At 57.0% G+C, this 15,867-nt stretch carries 12 protein-coding genes and 1 pseudogene; 5 read left to right on the top strand and 8 right to left on the bottom strand.

The window, feature by feature from the left end; all coding sequences use genetic code 11:
* Positions 1–9: 9 nt before the first annotated feature.
* The 6 genes and pseudogenes from pheS to WBR25_RS10485 form a co-directional block, all read right to left on the bottom strand.
* Positions 10–992, bottom strand: a pseudogene (gene pheS, locus WBR25_RS10460) (phenylalanine--tRNA ligase subunit alpha).
* 379 nt (positions 993–1,371) lie between these two features.
* Positions 1,372–1,728, bottom strand: coding sequence for a 50S ribosomal protein L20 (gene rplT / locus WBR25_RS10465; RefSeq protein ID WP_005336687.1), 357 nt, complete (start codon positions 1,726–1,728; stop codon positions 1,372–1,374).
* 15 nt (positions 1,729–1,743) lie between these two features.
* Positions 1,744–1,941, bottom strand: a complete 198-nt coding sequence (gene rpmI, locus WBR25_RS10470) for a 50S ribosomal protein L35 (protein WP_005336688.1) — start codon at positions 1,939–1,941, stop codon at positions 1,744–1,746.
* Between the two features lie 86 nt (positions 1,942–2,027).
* Positions 2,028–2,576, bottom strand: coding sequence for a translation initiation factor IF-3 (infC, locus tag WBR25_RS10475; protein WP_026034907.1), 549 nt, complete (start codon positions 2,574–2,576; stop codon positions 2,028–2,030).
* A gap of 3 nt (positions 2,577–2,579) precedes the next feature.
* Positions 2,580–4,508: a threonine--tRNA ligase gene (gene thrS / locus WBR25_RS10480; protein ID WP_005336690.1), complete on the bottom strand. Its 1,929-nt coding sequence runs from the start codon at positions 4,506–4,508 to the stop codon at positions 2,580–2,582.
* Positions 4,509–4,740: 232 nt separating this feature from the next.
* Complete coding sequence (locus tag WBR25_RS10485; protein ID WP_429056420.1) at positions 4,741–5,328, bottom strand: tetratricopeptide repeat protein; 588 nt, start codon at positions 5,326–5,328, stop codon at positions 4,741–4,743.
* A gap of 173 nt (positions 5,329–5,501) precedes the next feature.
* Between WBR25_RS10485 and WBR25_RS10490 the strand changes: the two genes are divergently transcribed.
* Positions 5,502–6,557 carry a PA0069 family radical SAM protein gene (locus tag WBR25_RS10490; RefSeq protein WP_429056422.1) on the top strand — a complete coding sequence of 352 codons (1,056 nt, stop codon included), beginning with the start codon at positions 5,502–5,504 and terminating at the stop codon, positions 6,555–6,557.
* Positions 6,558–6,671: 114 nt separating this feature from the next.
* On the opposite strand, the gene WBR25_RS10495 is transcribed toward WBR25_RS10490, so the two are convergent.
* Positions 6,672–6,827, bottom strand: coding sequence for a hypothetical protein (locus tag WBR25_RS10495; protein WP_005336695.1), 156 nt, complete (start codon positions 6,825–6,827; stop codon positions 6,672–6,674).
* A gap of 262 nt (positions 6,828–7,089) precedes the next feature.
* Here WBR25_RS10495 and WBR25_RS10500 point away from each other — a divergent pair, with 262 nt between their 5' ends.
* Complete coding sequence (locus tag WBR25_RS10500) at positions 7,090–8,487, top strand: alpha-amylase family protein (RefSeq protein ID WP_429056425.1); 1,398 nt, start codon at positions 7,090–7,092, stop codon at positions 8,485–8,487.
* A 107-nt stretch (positions 8,488–8,594) separates the two neighbouring features.
* Here the strand turns inward: WBR25_RS10500 and gyrA are convergent, their stop codons facing one another.
* Positions 8,595–11,342 carry a DNA topoisomerase (ATP-hydrolyzing) subunit A gene (gene gyrA / locus WBR25_RS10505; protein ID WP_019838754.1) on the bottom strand — a complete coding sequence of 916 codons (2,748 nt, stop codon included), beginning with the start codon at positions 11,340–11,342 and terminating at the stop codon, positions 8,595–8,597.
* A 198-nt stretch (positions 11,343–11,540) separates the two neighbouring features.
* On the opposite strand from gyrA, the gene ubiG reads away from it, so the two are divergent.
* From ubiG to nrdA, 3 genes are all read left to right on the top strand, one after another.
* Positions 11,541–12,257 (top strand): bifunctional 2-polyprenyl-6-hydroxyphenol methylase/3-demethylubiquinol 3-O-methyltransferase UbiG, encoded by a 717-nt coding sequence (gene ubiG / locus WBR25_RS10510; protein ID WP_128271357.1) that lies wholly within the window; start codon positions 11,541–11,543, stop codon positions 12,255–12,257.
* On the top strand, positions 12,257–12,952 hold the full coding sequence (locus WBR25_RS10515; protein WP_201946556.1) for an HAD family hydrolase: 696 nt from the start codon (positions 12,257–12,259) through the stop codon (positions 12,950–12,952). Before ubiG ends, WBR25_RS10515 begins: the two co-directional genes overlap by 1 nt.
* 624 nt (positions 12,953–13,576) lie before the next feature.
* Entirely contained in the window at positions 13,577–15,844 is a 2,268-nt protein-coding gene (gene nrdA, locus WBR25_RS10520; RefSeq protein WP_204383153.1) for a class 1a ribonucleoside-diphosphate reductase subunit alpha, read from the top strand.
* Positions 15,845–15,867 lie beyond the last annotated feature (23 nt).

The following is a 15,867-nucleotide window of genomic DNA, read 5'->3' on the forward strand; positions in this document are numbered from 1 at the left end:
CTCTCGCCCTTACTTGAACTGCTTGAGGAAGCGCAGGTCGTTTTCGAAGAAGGCACGCAGGTCGTTGACCCCGTAACGCAGCATGGTCAGGCGCTCAACGCCCATGCCGAAGGCAAAGCCCGAGTATTTTTCCGGATCGATACCGACCGAACGCAGCACGTTCGGGTGCACCATGCCGCAGCCCAGCACTTCCAGCCACTTGCCGTTCTTGCCCATCACATCTACTTCAGCGCTCGGCTCGGTGAACGGGAAATAGGAAGGACGGAAGCGAATGGTCAGGTCTTCCTCGAAGTAGTTGCGCAGGAAGTCGTGCAGGATGCCCTTCAGCTCGGTAAAGCTGGCATGCTCGTCAACCAGTAGACCTTCAACCTGATGGAACATCGGGGTGTGGGTCATGTCGTAGTCGTTACGATAGACGCGGCCCGGTGCAATGATGCGGATCGGCGGCTGCTGATGCTCCATGGTACGGATCTGCACGCCCGAGGTGTGGGTACGCAGCATCAGATCAGGATTGAAGTAGAAGGTATCGTGATCGGTACGCGCCGGGTGATGAGCCGGAATGTTCAGCGCATCGAAGTTGTGGAAGCCATCTTCAATCTCGGGACCACGGGCAACCTTGAAGCCCATCTCGCCAAACAGGCGCTCGATGCGCTCGATGGTGCGGGTTACAGGATGCAGACCGCCATTCTCGATGCGGCGACCCGGCAGGCTGACGTCGATGGTCTCGGCAGCCAGCTTCTGGTTCAGCACGGCAACTTCGAGCGCTTCACGACGCTCGTTTAGCGCATCCTGAACCTGCTGTTTGGCCTGGTTGATCACGGCGCCCGCGGCGGGACGCTCTTCGGCAGACAAGGCACTCAGGCCCTTCATCTGCTCGGTAAAAAAGCCCTTTTTACCCAGATATTTGACCCGGATTTCGTCGAGGGTAGCGATATCGCTCACGCCCTCAATTTCGGCTCTGGCTTGACGACTACTTCTTCAAGCTGTTGCATGTCTTCCTCGTCACCACTCCCGGTACAGGAGCCTTTAGGCTAAATAAGGTCAAGAGGGGAATAATACAAAAAAAGCCCCTTCGCTGACCATAGCTAAGGTGGGCTTTTCTCCCTACAAATCATTTTGTTATATCAAGCGAGTCTTATCGGTTCACCGTAACTCCTGAAATAATGGAACAAATATCTAGTTTGTTGGCATATAAACTATTTGTAGAACAGGTCATCTCGCACATATCACCTTGTGTGGAGAAATATGCAGCTCGTGTAAAACAGTGGATATAATATGGGCGGGAGAAAGGAAAAAGTAATGTAAAACAGAGAGTTATAGATACAAAAAAGGAGGCCTGAGCCTCCTTTTAGCGTTTATAACAGAACTGGATTAAACCAGAGCTGCTTTAGCTTTTTCAACCAGGGCGGTGAAAGCCATTTTGTCGTGAACGGCGATATCGGACAGGATCTTGCGATCGATCTCGATAGAAGCCTTCTTCAGACCGTTGATCAGACGGCTGTAGGACAGACCGTTCTGACGGGCTGCAGCGTTGATACGCGCAATCCACAGCTGACGGAACTGACGCTTTTTCTGGCGACGGTCACGGTAGGCATACTGACCAGCTTTGGTTACCGCTTGTACCGCTACGCGGTAAACACGGGAACGGGCGCCGTAGTAACCTTTGGCGGCTTTCATTACTTTCTTGTGACGAGCTCGAGCAGTCACACCACGTTTAACTCTTGGCATTTTTCACATCCCCCCTTATGCGTACGGCAGACAAGCGACAACACGTTTGTGGTCGGCAGCAGAAACCATGAATTTCGGTCCCAGCTGACGCTTACGCTTGCTGCTCTTCTTGGTCAGGATGTGACGCAGGTGGTTGTGCTTGCACTTGAAGCGACCCGAGCCAGTCTTCTTGAAGCGCTTTGCAGCACCCCGGTTGGTTTTCATCTTCGGCATTTCATACTCCGCATTGTGAGTGACAACAAAATCGCAAGGCGAACCGACTCATGGGGCAAGCCCCATGAGCCAATTTCTTGTGGGCCTTAAGATTTCTTCTTAGGTGCGAGGACCATCACAGCTTGACGGCCTTCGACTTTCGGGAACGACTCGACTACGGCCAACTCTTCCAGATCGTTCTTGACGCGCTCCAGAACCTTGATACCAAGATCCTGGTGGGCCATTTCACGACCACGGAAGCGCAGGGTGACCTTAGCCTTGTCCCCGTCTTCCAGAAAGCGAACCAGGTTGCGTAGTTTTACCTGATAGTCGCCTTCGTCAGTGCCAGGACGGAATTTGATTTCCTTAACCTGGACGACTTTCTGCTTTTTCTTCTGTTCTTTGGTTGTTTTGCTCTTTTCGTAGAGGAATTTGCCGTAATCCATGATCCGGCAAACGGGCGGCTCAGCATTTGGACTGATCTCTACCAGATCAACTCCGGCCTCTGCGGCCAAGTTCAGAGCATCCTGAATGGAGGTGATGCCAATGGCTTCACCATCCAGACCAGTCAGACGAACTTCTTTCAGACGGATCTCTTCATTGATCCGGTGAGCGCGGGCTTGCGGTTGCTTGCCCAGTTTTTTTCCGCCTTTTATAGCTTATTCCTCCACTTTCTTTTGTCCGCGGGTCTGAACTTCCTGGGTCAACAGAGCGATGAACTCTTCAACAGGATAAGTGCCCAGGTCAGCCCCTTTACGAGTCCGTACTGCAATCTTACCGGCTTCAACTTCTTTATCGCCGCAGACCAGCATGAAAGGTACTCGCTTCAAAGTATGCTCGCGGATTTTAAAGCCAATCTTCTCATTTCTCAAGTCCGCTTTTGCGCGAAGGCCCGCATCATTCAATGCTTTGGCTACTTTCACCGCATAATCGGCCTGATTGTCCGTGATATTCATGACCACAGCCTGAGTCGGTGCCAACCAGGTCGGGAACAGACCGGCGTACTCTTCAGTCAGAATACCAATGAAGCGCTCGATAGAACCCAGGATGGCCCGGTGGATCATCACAGGTACATGGCGATCGTTGTTTTCGCCCACATAAGTGGCACCCAGACGACCAGGCAGGGCAAAGTCGAGCTGCACGGTACCACATTGCCACGCACGATCAAGGCAATCGTGCAGGGTAAATTCAATTTTGGGACCGTAGAACGCCCCTTCACCCGGCTGCAGATCGTACTTCAGACCGTTGAGCTCCAGCGCTTCGGCCAGGGCTTTCTCGGCGCGATCCCACATCTCGTCGGAGCCGATACGCTGCTCGGGACGAGTGGAGAGCTTGACCACGATGTTCTCGAAGCCAAAGGTACCGTAGACGTCATAGACCATACGAATACAGCCGGAGACCTCTTCCATGATCTGCTCTTCGGTACAGAAGATGTGCGCGTCATCCTGAGTAAAGCCGCGCACCCGCATCAGACCGTGCAGGGAACCGGACGGCTCGTTGCGGTGGCAGGAACCAAACTCGGCCATACGCAGCGGCAAATCACGGTAGGACTTCAGACCCTGGTTGAAGATCTGGACGTGACCCGGGCAGTTCATCGGCTTGATGGCGTACTCGCGGTTTTCGGACTGGGTGGTGAACATGGCCTGGGCGTATTTCTCCCAGTGACCAGAACGCTCCCACAGGACGCGGTCCATCATGAACGGACCTTTCACTTCCTGATAGTCGTACTCTTTGAGCTTGCCGCGGATAAAGGTTTCCAGCTCACGGAAAATGGTCCAGCCATCGTTGTGCCAGAACACCATACCGGGTGCTTCTTCCTGCATGTGATACAGGTCGAGCTGCTTGCCGATCTTGCGGTGGTCGCGCTTGGCGGCCTCTTCCAGGCGCTGCAGATAGGCCTTGAGCTGCTTCTTGTCAGCCCAGGCGGTACCGTAGATACGCTGCAGCATCTTGTTGTTGGAGTCGCCACGCCAGTAGGCGCCGGACATCTTCAGCAACTTGAAGTGGTGGCAGTGGCGCATGTTGGGCACGTGCGGGCCGCGACACATGTCGATGTACTCTTCGTGATGATAGAGACCTGGCTGGTCATCACGGGCAATGTTCTGATCCAGGATTTCGACTTTGTAAGACTCGCCGCGCGCCTCGAATACATCGCGCGCTTCTTGCCAGGAGACTTTCTTCTTGATGACGTCGTAATCCTTGGCTACCAGCGCCAGCATGCGCTCTTCCAGGGCAGCCAGATCTTCATCGGTCAGGGTACGGTCAAGATCAACGTCATAGTAGAAGCCGTTGTCGATGACAGGACCGATGGCCATCTTGGTCTGGGGCCAGAGTTGCTTGATAGCATGACCCAGCAAGTGGGCGCAGGAGTGGCGCAGGATGTCCAGACCTTCTTCGTCTTTGGCGGTGATGATGGCCAGCGCAGCATCGGCTTCGATCAGCTCGCACGCATCCACCAGTTCACCGTTTACCCGACCGGCAATGCACGCCTTGGCGAGACCGGGACCGATGTCCGCAGCCACATCCATGACGGAAACAGAGTGGGCAAATTGACGTTGGCTGCCGTCAGGCAGAGTAATGATTGGCATTATGTGTTTCCTTATACAGTGGTGACCCCTACCAAAGGTCACATGCGGGATGGAAAAGAGATTCAAAAAGGTGATGTTCTGGTTCTCCACAGCACTTTGCGAAGACGGCCTGACACGTAAACCACATGTCTAACGTGACAAACCAAGCCAAAACGGTCCCATGCTACCAGAAGTCTGGCGTGCTGTATCGGATTTGCAGATATTTTCTACAGTCAAATGAGTCGCCTGCCGACTATTCACCAAGCAGAGATTGCCAGTTGAAGTCAAAGTCACTGCTCCCCTCCTCGGCCAGCGCCAGCTCTTGCAGCACCTGAAGCGCCAGCTTGTTGCCCTTTTGCGCCGCCTGATAGAGCCACTGTTTCGCCTGAGGCAAATCGACCCTGCCGCTGACCCCCATCAGATGAAGCACACCGACTTTCAGCATGGCCGGGACATCGCCATTACGGGCAGCCTGATCCATCCAGTGAAAGGCTTGGCGCAGATCTCGCTTGACCCCAACACCGCGCAGATAGAGCTCTGCCAACCGATATTGGCCGAAGGGATCCCCTGCCTGCGCCGACTGGCGATAGAGGCTGATGGCCTGATGGATATCCTGCTCGCTCCCCTGCCCCACCTCATGGCTCCAGCCCATCAAGGCTTGCGCCCTAGGTTGCCCTTGCTCGGCCAGTGGCGACCAGATCCGGGTCGCCTCATCGAAGTGACCGGTACGCCAGGCACGGTTGGCGGCAGCCATCTCCTGCTCGGTGGAGAGCGGAAGCAGACGCCAGATAACAAGGGCGAGCAGACCGATAAACAGCCAGCGGGAAGTGGTGGGGTTCATGATGATTTCCGTGATCCAGTTCTCATTTCGTCTATGTAAACGAAATGTAGCGCTGCGATCAAGCTAGAGATCCCTACGACAACCCTTTTTGCACCCGCACGATCAGCAGTTGTTGCCATTTATCCGGGGCACCTGCAAAATAACTGTATGTATAAACAGTGTCGGTGCACACTATGGCAGGACGAGGCAGCCCCCACAATATCGATCACCGTTTTAGCGGCCCCCTTGTCGAAGCGGTCGATGACGGCTGGCAATCGTCCGATTGGGATGCCGCCTTCACTTCTTCTGTGCCTGGCACCGAGGTGCGGGAGATCGATGCACGCAGCATCATCAGCTACAACAGCTCGCCGGATGTGCCTTTTGGTCGATCCATCAACCCCTATCAGGGGTGCGAACACGGCTGCATCTACTGCTATGCCAGACCCAGCCATGCCTATCTGGAGCTCTCCCCCGGTCTCGATTTCGAGAGCAAGCTGTTTGCCAAACGCAATGCAGCCGACCTGCTGCGCCGGGAGTTTGCCAAACCTGCCTATCAGCCACAGACCATCTTCATTGGCGCCAATACCGACCCCTATCAACCCATCGAGCAGCGCTATCGCCTCACCCGGCAGTTGCTGGAAGTGATGCTGGCCCACCGCCATCCAGTCGGGCTCATTACCAAGAGCGCCATGATCTTGCACGACCTCGATCTGTTGACCGAGCTGGCCAGAGAGGGACTGTGTCAGGTGATGGTGTCGGTGACGACCTTGAACGAAACCCTGCGCCGACAGCTGGAGCCCCGCGCCAGCACAGGTGCAGGCCGCTTGAAAGTGATCGAGAAGCTGGCCAACGCTGGCGTGCAGGTGGGGGTACTGGCCGCCCCCATGATCCCGCGACTCAATGAACCGGAGCTGGAGCAGATCATCAAATCGGCTGCCGAGGCAGGCGCCAGCTGCGCCGATTACATCCTGCTGCGCCTGCCCCACGAGCTGGCGCCGCTATTTGATGACTGGCTCGATACCCACTATCCGGGCCAGAAGGAGGCTATTTTGAATCAGTTGCGAGCCAGCCGCGGTGGCGGGCTCAACAGTACCGCCTTCGGTACCCGCATGCGCGGTGAGGGGCACTTTGCCGATCTGCTGGCCCAGCGCTTTCGCCTTATCAGCAAACGCCTTGATCTGGGCAAACGCCATATTCAGCTCAGGCTGGATGGGTTTATCCGCCCCGGGGAGCAGCTGTCGCTCTTCTAATCCCCCTGTTCACGCCCTTCACACATCAAGCACAAAACCCTTGCTTGCCAAGAGGTTGAGAGGAAGACCTGCCGCGACAAGAAAGCGCTACCCGCTAAAGAGAGGGCTAACGCCTTAGCCTGCGCGCTGATCCCGACCCTGTTGCACCATTTCAACCGGCAGCCGCGAGGGTTCATGGGCCACTTCGTGCTCATCCTCTTCATACTGCGGCACCTCTGACTCGCCCCATACCCGGCTCCACCAAATTTCCCACGTGATCCAACTGGTCATATGCAGCTCCTGACGGTGAAGGTGATGGCAACAACGCACCACTCGCCTGGCAGTATAGCGGCTGGGAATGACAGGGAAATGACAAAAAAATCACTTGTAAAAAGACAACTGGCCGTGACAAGGAAAAGCCGAAATAGCTCACATAATCGGCGAAATCATCCTGAAAGTGGTCACAAATCTGCAGGTTGTGGATTGCAACCCACCCTGTTCCCGCCAAAGCTGGGTTGCCCATTCAGGCATCTATAAAAACAGGGACACAATAATGAAACACACAGCGGGAATATGGGCGATCGCAGGCATGCTGATCGCCCCCTTGGCGCACGCCGACGTCATACTTCACGCCTTCAACTGGAAGTACAGTGAAGTGACCGCCAAAGCCGACCTTATCAAGTCGGCCGGTTACAAACAGGTACTCATCTCACCACCTCTCAAGTCATCAGGCAGCGAGTGGTGGGCTCGTTACCAGCCGCAGGATCTGCGTCTTGTCGATTCCCCCCTTGGCAACAAGCAGGAGCTCGAGCAACTGATCGCCGCCATGAAGGCGCGGGGCATCGCCGTCTATGCCGACGTGGTACTCAACCACATGGCCAACGAGAGCTGGAAACGCCAGGACCTCAACTATCCCGGCAACGAGCTGCTGCAAAGCTACGCCAGCAACCCGGCCTATTTCGAGCGCCAGAAACTGTTTGGCGATCTCGGGCAAAACTTCCTCTCCGGTCAGGATTTTCATCCCGAAGGGTGCATCACCGACTGGAATAATCCAGGCCATGTCCAGTACTGGCGGCTGTGCGGCGGTGCCGGTGACAAGGGGCTGCCGGACCTGGATCCCAACAACTGGGTAGTGAGTCAGCAACAGGCCTATCTCAAGGCGCTCAAGGGGATGGGGATCAAGGGTTTTCGGGTCGATGCGGTCAAACACATGAGCGATTACCAGATCAATGCCGTGTTCACCCCCGAAATCAAACAGGGGATGCACGTGTTTGGCGAGGTGATCACCACTGGGGGTGCTGGCAGTACCGATTACGAGCGCTTCCTCAAACCCTACCTCGACAGCAGCGGCCAGGGAGCCTATGACTTTCCGCTGTTTGCCTCCCTGCGCGGTGCCTTCAGTTACGGTGGCAGCATGAACCTGCTGGCGGATCCGGGCGCCTATGGTCAGGCGCTGCCGGGCAGTCGTGCCGTCACCTTTGCCGTGACCCACGACATCCCCACTAACGACGGCTTCCGCTATCAGCTCTTAAGCCAGACTGACGAGAAGCTGGCCTATGCCTACCTGCTCGGCCGCGATGGTGGCTCGCCGCTGGTCTATTCGGATCACGGCGAGACCCAGGCCAAGGATGGACTGCGCTGGCAGGATTACTACCAGCGCGCCGATCTCAAGGGGATGATCCGCTTCCACAATGCGGTGCAGGGTCAACCCATGCAGCTGATCGGCAGCGGTGACTGCTTCGTGCTGTTCAAACGGGGCAAACAGGGGCTGGTCGGCATCAACAAGTGCGACTATGAGCAGGAGTATTGGCTCGATACCGCCAGGTTCGAGATGAACTGGTATCGCAACTATCGGGACGTGCTCGACCAAGGCGCCGTAGTCAACGTACAGAGCCAGTGGGTACGGGTCGCCATTCCTGCCCGCAGCGCCAGAATGTGGCTGCAGGAGTGATCCAGCCGTAAGAGCAGCGTAGAGTCATAAAAAACAGACAAATAAAAAGAGCGACCACCAGGGTCGCTCTTTTTGCTCAGAGACGTTGCTCGGGTAACTGGTGACGATTACTCGTCGCCCGCTTCCCCAGCATCGACCGCATCAGTGCCGGTCGTGGTATCGGTACCTTCAGATACCTCACCGTCAACGGCCAAAGCGTCGTTTTCGTCTTCGTCGCTCTCGGCGATACGCTGCAGGCCAACCACGGTCTCGTCTTCACCGGTACGGATCAGACGGACACCGCCGGTGTTACGGCCAATGACGCTCACCTCGGCAACACGGGTACGCACCAGAGTACCGCCGTTGGTGATCAGCATGATCTGATCGGTATCTTCGACCTGGATCGCATCGATCACCTTGCCATTGCGCTCATCCACCTTGATGGAGATAACGCCCTGGGTACCACGGCTCTTGGTCGGGTATTCGGCCAACGCAGTCCGTTTACCGTAACCGTTCTCGGTTGCGGTGAGGATGGCACCTTCGCCGCGCGGAACGATGAGGGAAACCACCTTGTCACCGGCGCCCAGCTTGATGCCACGGACACCGGCGGCGGTACGACCCATGGGACGCACGCCCTTGAAGGTACCCTTGCTTTCGGTGCCTTCGCCGTTGTCGCTGCCATCATCGTCATTACCGGCATCGTCGTCGGTTTCAACGTCATCGCTGACATCGGCATCGGCGCGACCGCTGCCTTCCGCGAAGCGAACGACTTTACCCGCATCGGAGAAGAGCATGATCTCGTTGCTGCCATCGGTGATATCTACCCCGATCAGCTCATCACCCTCTTTGAGGTTGATGGCGCGGATACCGGAGGAGAGCGGACGGCTGAAGTCAGAGAGGCTGGTCTTCTTCACGGTACCGTTGGCGGTGGCGAAGAAGACATACTTCTCGGCGTCATATTCCTTCACCGGCAGGATAGCGGTGATACGCTCACCCTCTTCCAGCGGCAGCAGGTTGATGATCGGACGACCACGGGCGCCACGGGACGCTTCCGGCAGCTGGTAAACCTTGAGCCAGTAGACCTTGCCACGGGTGGAGAAGCACAGAATGGTGTCGTGGGTGTTGGCCACCAGCAGACGCTCCACAAAGTCCTCTTCCTTGATCCGGGTGGCCGACTTGCCACGACCGCCGCGGCGCTGGGCCTCGTAGTCGGAGAGCGGCTGATACTTCACATAGCCCTGGTGAGACAGGGTAACCACCACGTCTTCCGGGGTGATCAGATCTTCGATGTTGATCTCGGCACTGGACATGCTGATCTCGGTGCGACGCTCGTCGCCATACTGCTCACGCACAGCCAGCAGTTCATCGCGGATCACTTCCATCAGACGAGCCGGGCTCGCCAGGATGTGCAGCAACTCGGCAATCAGATCCAGCAGAGACTGGTACTCTTCCAGGATCTTCTCGTGCTCGAGGCCAGTCAGCTTGTGCAGACGCAGGTCAAGGATGGCCTGGGCTTGCTGTTCGGTCAGGAAGTATTGGCCTTCACGGATACCGAACTCCGGCTCCAGCCACTCTGGCCGTGCCGCGTCGTCGCCCGCTTTTTCCAGCATGGCGGCCACGTTGCCGAGTTCCCAGCCCTTGGCAACCAGGCCCGCTTTCGCGTCGGCCGGGGTCGCGCTGTGGCGGATCAGCTCGATGATGGGATCAATGTTGGCCAGCGCAACCGCCAGACCTTCCAAAATGTGTGCCCGATCCCGCGCTTTGCGCAGTTCGAACACGGTCCGGCGAGTCACCACTTCACGGCGGTGCAGCAGGAACGCATCCAGGATCTCTTTAAGGTTCATCACCTTGGGCTGGTTGTTATCGAGCGCCACCATGTTGATGCCGAACGTGGTCTGCATCTGGGTGTGCTTGTAGAGATTGTTCAGCACAATCTCGCCGGACTCGCCGCGCTTGATCTCGATAACGATGCGCATGCCGTCTTTGTCAGACTCATCGCGCAGGGCACTGATGCCCTCGATCTTCTTCTCTTTGACCAGCTCGGCGATCTTCTCGATCAGTCGAGCCTTGTTCACCTGATAGGGGATCTCGTGAACGATGATGGTCTCGCGACTGGTCTTCTCGTCCACTTCCACTTCAGCCTTGGCCCGCACATAGATGGAGCCACGACCGGTACGGTACGCCTGCACGATGCCGGAACGGCCGTTGATAATGCCGCCGGTGGGGAAATCCGGGCCGGTGATGTAGGTCATCAGCTCGTCAATGGTGAGGTCGCCGTTTTCGATCAGCGCCAGGCAGCCATTGACAATCTCGGTGAGGTTGTGAGGCGGAATGTTGGTCGCCATGCCCACCGCGATACCGGAGGAGCCGTTGACCAGCAGGTTAGGAACCTTGGTAGGCATGACCGCCGGGATCATCTCGGTGCCGTCATAGTTCGGCACCCAGTCCACGGTCTCTTTGTCCAGATCAGCCAGCAGCTCGTGGGAGATGCGGGCCATCCGCACTTCGGTATAACGCATCGCCGCGGCGCTGTCGCCGTCGACTGAACCGAAGTTGCCCTGACCATCGACCAGCATGTAACGCATGGAGAAATCCTGCGCCATCCGGACAATGGTGTCATACACAGCGATATCGCCGTGCGGGTGATATTTACCGATTACGTCACCGACCACACGGGCCGATTTTTTATAGGGCTTGTTCCAGTCGTTCCCCAACTCGTTCATAGCAAACAGAACGCGGCGGTGAACCGGTTTCAAGCCATCACGCACATCCGGCAGAGCTCGTCCTACGATCACGCTCATGGCGTAATCAAGATAGGAACTCTTGAGCTCTTCTTCGATGTTGACCGGCGTGATCTCTCTGGCCAGATCGCTCATAGAAAGCCTTATCCCTAATTAGTTGTTCTTTGGCTTAAACAGCGCGACATGGTAACACACTGAGCCAAATACCTTAAGCCACAAATCGGGTATCAGATCGGGCTGGTGTGACAAAGTCCGTCCGTTATAATGCCCGCCAGGACAATAGATTGCGCCCATGACTCAGAAGCGGGCGCCCTGCCACAGGATCTTCGAAAAATGAACAGTGATGCCAATGTCGATCTGACAGAAATCGCCAAGTTTGACGCCATCGCCTCCCGCTGGTGGGACATGGAAGGTGAATTCAAACCCCTGCATCAAATCAATCCGGTACGCCTTGACTGGATCACCGACAAAAGTGGCGGTCTGTTTGGCAAGCGCATTCTCGATATCGGATGTGGTGGCGGCATCCTCTCCGAGAGCATGGCCCGCCGTGGTGCCAGGGTCACCGGCATCGATATGGGCAAGGAGCCCCTCGGCGTCGCCCGCCTGCACGCCCTGGAGCAGGGTGTCGAGCTCGAATACCGCCAGATCACAGCCGAAGCCCATGCCGCCGAAGTACCGGGCCAGTATGATGTGGTTACCTGCATGGAGATGCTGGAGCATGTGCCGGACCCCGCCTCCGTGCTGCGCGCCATCGCCACCTTGGTGCGCCCGGGCGGCCGGGTGTTCGTCTCCACCATCAACCGCAACCCCAAATCCTATCTGATGATGATCATCGGGGCCGAATACCTGATGAAGATGGTGCCCAAGGGTACCCACGATCACAAAAAATTCATTACCCCAGCCGAACTGTGTCGCATGGGTGAAGCTGCTGGCCTGCTGGTGCGGGACATGAGCGGCGTCCACTACGCCCCCCTCACCAACCAGTTCAAGCTCGGCAAGAATGTCGACGTCAACTATATGGTGGAGTTTGTCCGCCCGGAGCACGGCTGATGAACGCCTCTCGCCCTCTTCCCCTGCGCGGTGTGCTGTTCGATCTGGATGGCACCCTGCTCGACACAGCCCCGGATCTGGGTGCCGCCGTCAACCACGTGCTGATCAGCGAAGGCTTTGCGCCGCTCTCTGACGACATCATTCGTCAGACCACCTCCCACGGGGCGCTAGGGCTGCTGAAAGCGGGCCTCGGCGACGAACTGCTTGAAGAGCTGGGGGCCACCCGCCTGCGCAATGCCCTTCTCGACTACTACGCGGCCAATCTCTGCGTCGGTACCCGTCCCTATGAGGGAATGGTGGATCTTATCGAGTGGCTCGACGAGAAACAGCTCCCCTGGGGAATAGTCACCAACAAGCCGGGCTTTCTCACCGAGCCACTGCTGGCAGCCCTGCCAGAGCTCGCCAGCTGCGGCGTGACGGTCAGTGCCGACACCCTGCCGGTACGCAAGCCCGACCCCGCCCCCATGTTCTTTGCTTGTGAGAAGCTGGGGGTCGAAGCAGCTCACTGCCTCTATGTGGGGGATCATGTGCGGGATATCGAAGCGGGCCGCAACGCCGGCATGCGCACCGCGGTCGCTGGCTGGGGCTATCTCAATGATGAGGAAGATCCCGCCCAGTGGGGCGCCGAACTGCACTTTGATACCGTGCAAGCCCTGCACCACTGGCTGCGCTATGAGTTGACGGCCAAGGTGTAACGCGCAGCCTTACCGGCTGATAGGCGAAAACGGGGGCGAAGAGACTCTCCGCCCCTTGCATCTCTTCCTTTACGCTCCTGCGTCCTGCGCCACCATAACTCGTCTATTCATGGATAATAAAGGCAGCTTTCTGCCTGTTGGATACCCATTTGACAAGCTCACAGCCGTCAAAAAGCGGCCACAAACCACCGTCATCTGATGCAAAGCCCTTGCCACGCTGAACCCGCGGCTGCGACAACTGGACAGCTTTTGACCCTTGTTGCATAAGGGATAATCAGCCGCCGTTTGCTAGTAAAAAGCCCCCCGTTTCGCAAGCAAAAAAAGTTATTTAAATTTTCCATCTTCGATCGGGAGACTTGCTTTTAGCGGAGCGGACGAATGAAAACCCGCTCACTGTGAGCAGTCACTAACTGATGGGGCAAGACTCACAATTTATCCACAGCTCGTCACTTATCCACACATTGCAATGGCGGGCTGACCTCACTATCTTGTAGCTCGAACTTAAAATAACACTACATCTTGTGATTCATCGCACAATCTCTACCCAACTCCCGCACACCGCCGGAGCCTGGATGGCGCCATTGTGCGATGGTTTTTCGGGAATCAACTGAAGGTCATCAGCCAATGAACTTGTTTGTGACGAAGCGTAACGGACACAAAGAACCCATCGATCTGGATAAAATTCACCGCGTGCTGGACTGGGCCGCCGAAGGGCTCGACAACGTGTCGGTCTCCCAGGTAGAGCTCAAATCCCACATCCAGTTCTATGACGGTATCCGTACCGCCGACATTCACGAAACCATCATCAAGGCGACGGCTGACCTCATCTCCGAGCAGACCCCGGACTACCAGTACATGGCAGCCCGTCTGGCCATCTTCCACCTGCGCAAGAAGGCCTACGGCCAGTTCGAACCGCCCCACCTCTACCAGCACGTGGCTCGTCTGGTGGACATGGGCAAGTACGACAAGCACCTGCTGGAAGACTACACCCAGGCCGAATTCGAAGAGCTGAACACCCATCTGGATCACTGGCGCGACATGGATTTCTCCTACGCGGCAGTCAAACAGCTGGAAGGCAAATATCTGGTCCAGAATCGCGTTACCGGCGAGATCTACGAGAGCCCGCAGTTCCTCTATATGCTGGTTGCGGCCTGCCTCTTCTCCAAGTATCCGAAAGATACCCGTCTGGACTACATCAAGCGCTTCTATGACGCGGTCTCGACCTTCAAGATCTCCCTGCCGACCCCGATCATGAGCGGCGTGCGCACCCCGACCCGTCAGTTCAGCTCCTGCGTACTGATCGAATGCGACGACAGCCTGGACTCCATCAACGCCACCGCCAGCTCCATCGTGCGTTATGTCTCCCAGCGCGCCGGTATCGGTATCAACGCCGGGCGCATCCGCGGTCTGGGCAGCCCCATCCGTGGCGGCGAAGCGTTCCACACCGGTTGCATCCCCTTCTACAAATACTTCCAGACTGCCGTGAAGTGCTGCTCCCAGGGCGGCGTGCGCGGCGGTGCGGCCACCCTGTTCTACCCGCTGTGGCACACCGAAGTGGAAAGCCTGCTGGTACTGAAGAACAACCGCGGCGTGGAAGAGAACCGTGTTCGTCACATGGACTACGGCGTGCAGATCAACAAGCTGATGTACCAGCGCCTGATCAAGGGCGGTGACATCACCCTGTTCTCCCCGTCCGATGCGCCGGGTCTGTACGATGCCTTCTTCGCCGATCAGGACAAGTTTGAAGAGCTCTACGTCAAGTACGAGCAGGATCCGGCCATTCGCAAGAAGACTCTGAAAGCGGTAGACCTCTTCTCCCTGATGATGCAGGAGCGTGCCGGTACCGGTCGCATCTACATCCAGAACGTGGATCACTGCAACACCCACAGCCCGTTCGACCCGAGCGTGGCGCCGGTACGCCAGTCCAACCTCTGCCTCGAAATTGCGCTGCCGACCAAGCCGCTCAACAACATCGATGACGAGAGTGGCGAAATCGCACTGTGCACCCTCTCCGCCTTCAACCTGGGTGCCATCGACAAGCTGGAAGATCTGGAAGAGATGGCCGATCTGGCCGTGCGTGCCCTCGACGCCCTGCTCGACTATCAGGACTACCCGATTGCCGCCGCCAAGAAGGGCAGCATGGGTCGTCGCACCCTGGGTATCGGCGTCATCAACTACGCCTACTACCTGGCCAAAAACGGTGCCCGCTACTCTGACGGCTCTGGTTTGGCGCTGACTCACCGCACCTTCGAGGCCATTCAGTACTACCTGCTGAAAGCCTCCGTGCAGCTGGCCCGCGAGTTCGGCCCCTGCCCGCTGTTTGGCGAGACCACCTATGCCCAGGGCATCCTGCCCATCGACACCTACAAGAAGGATCTGGATGCGCTGTGCAACGAGCCGCTGCATCTGGATTGGGAAAGTCTGCGTGAAGAGATCAAGTCCGTGGGCTTGCGCAACTCCACCCTGACCGCCCTGATGCCGAGCGAGACCTCCAGCCAGATCTCCAACGCCACCAACGGCATTGAGCCGCCACGCGGTCTGGTGTCGGTCAAGGCCTCCAAAGACGGCATTCTCAAACAGGTGGTGCCCGAGTATGATCGCCTGAAAGATCAATACGAATTGCTCTGGAAGCAACCGAGCGTTGACGGCTACCTGCAGCTGGTCGGTATCATGCAGAAGTTTGTGGATCAGGCGATCTCCGCCAACACCAACTACGACCCAGCCCGTTTCGAAGGCAACAAGGTCCCGATGAAACAGCTGCTCAAGGACTTGCTGACCGCCTACAAATACGGTCTCAAGACCCTGTACTATCACAACACCCGTGATGGTGCAGACGATGCCCAGACCGATCTGCAAGATGACGGTTGCGCTGGCGGGGCTTGCAAAATCTAAGTCACGGCAAGAACTGATAACCG

Source organism: Aeromonas sp. MTB (assembly GCF_056632455.1).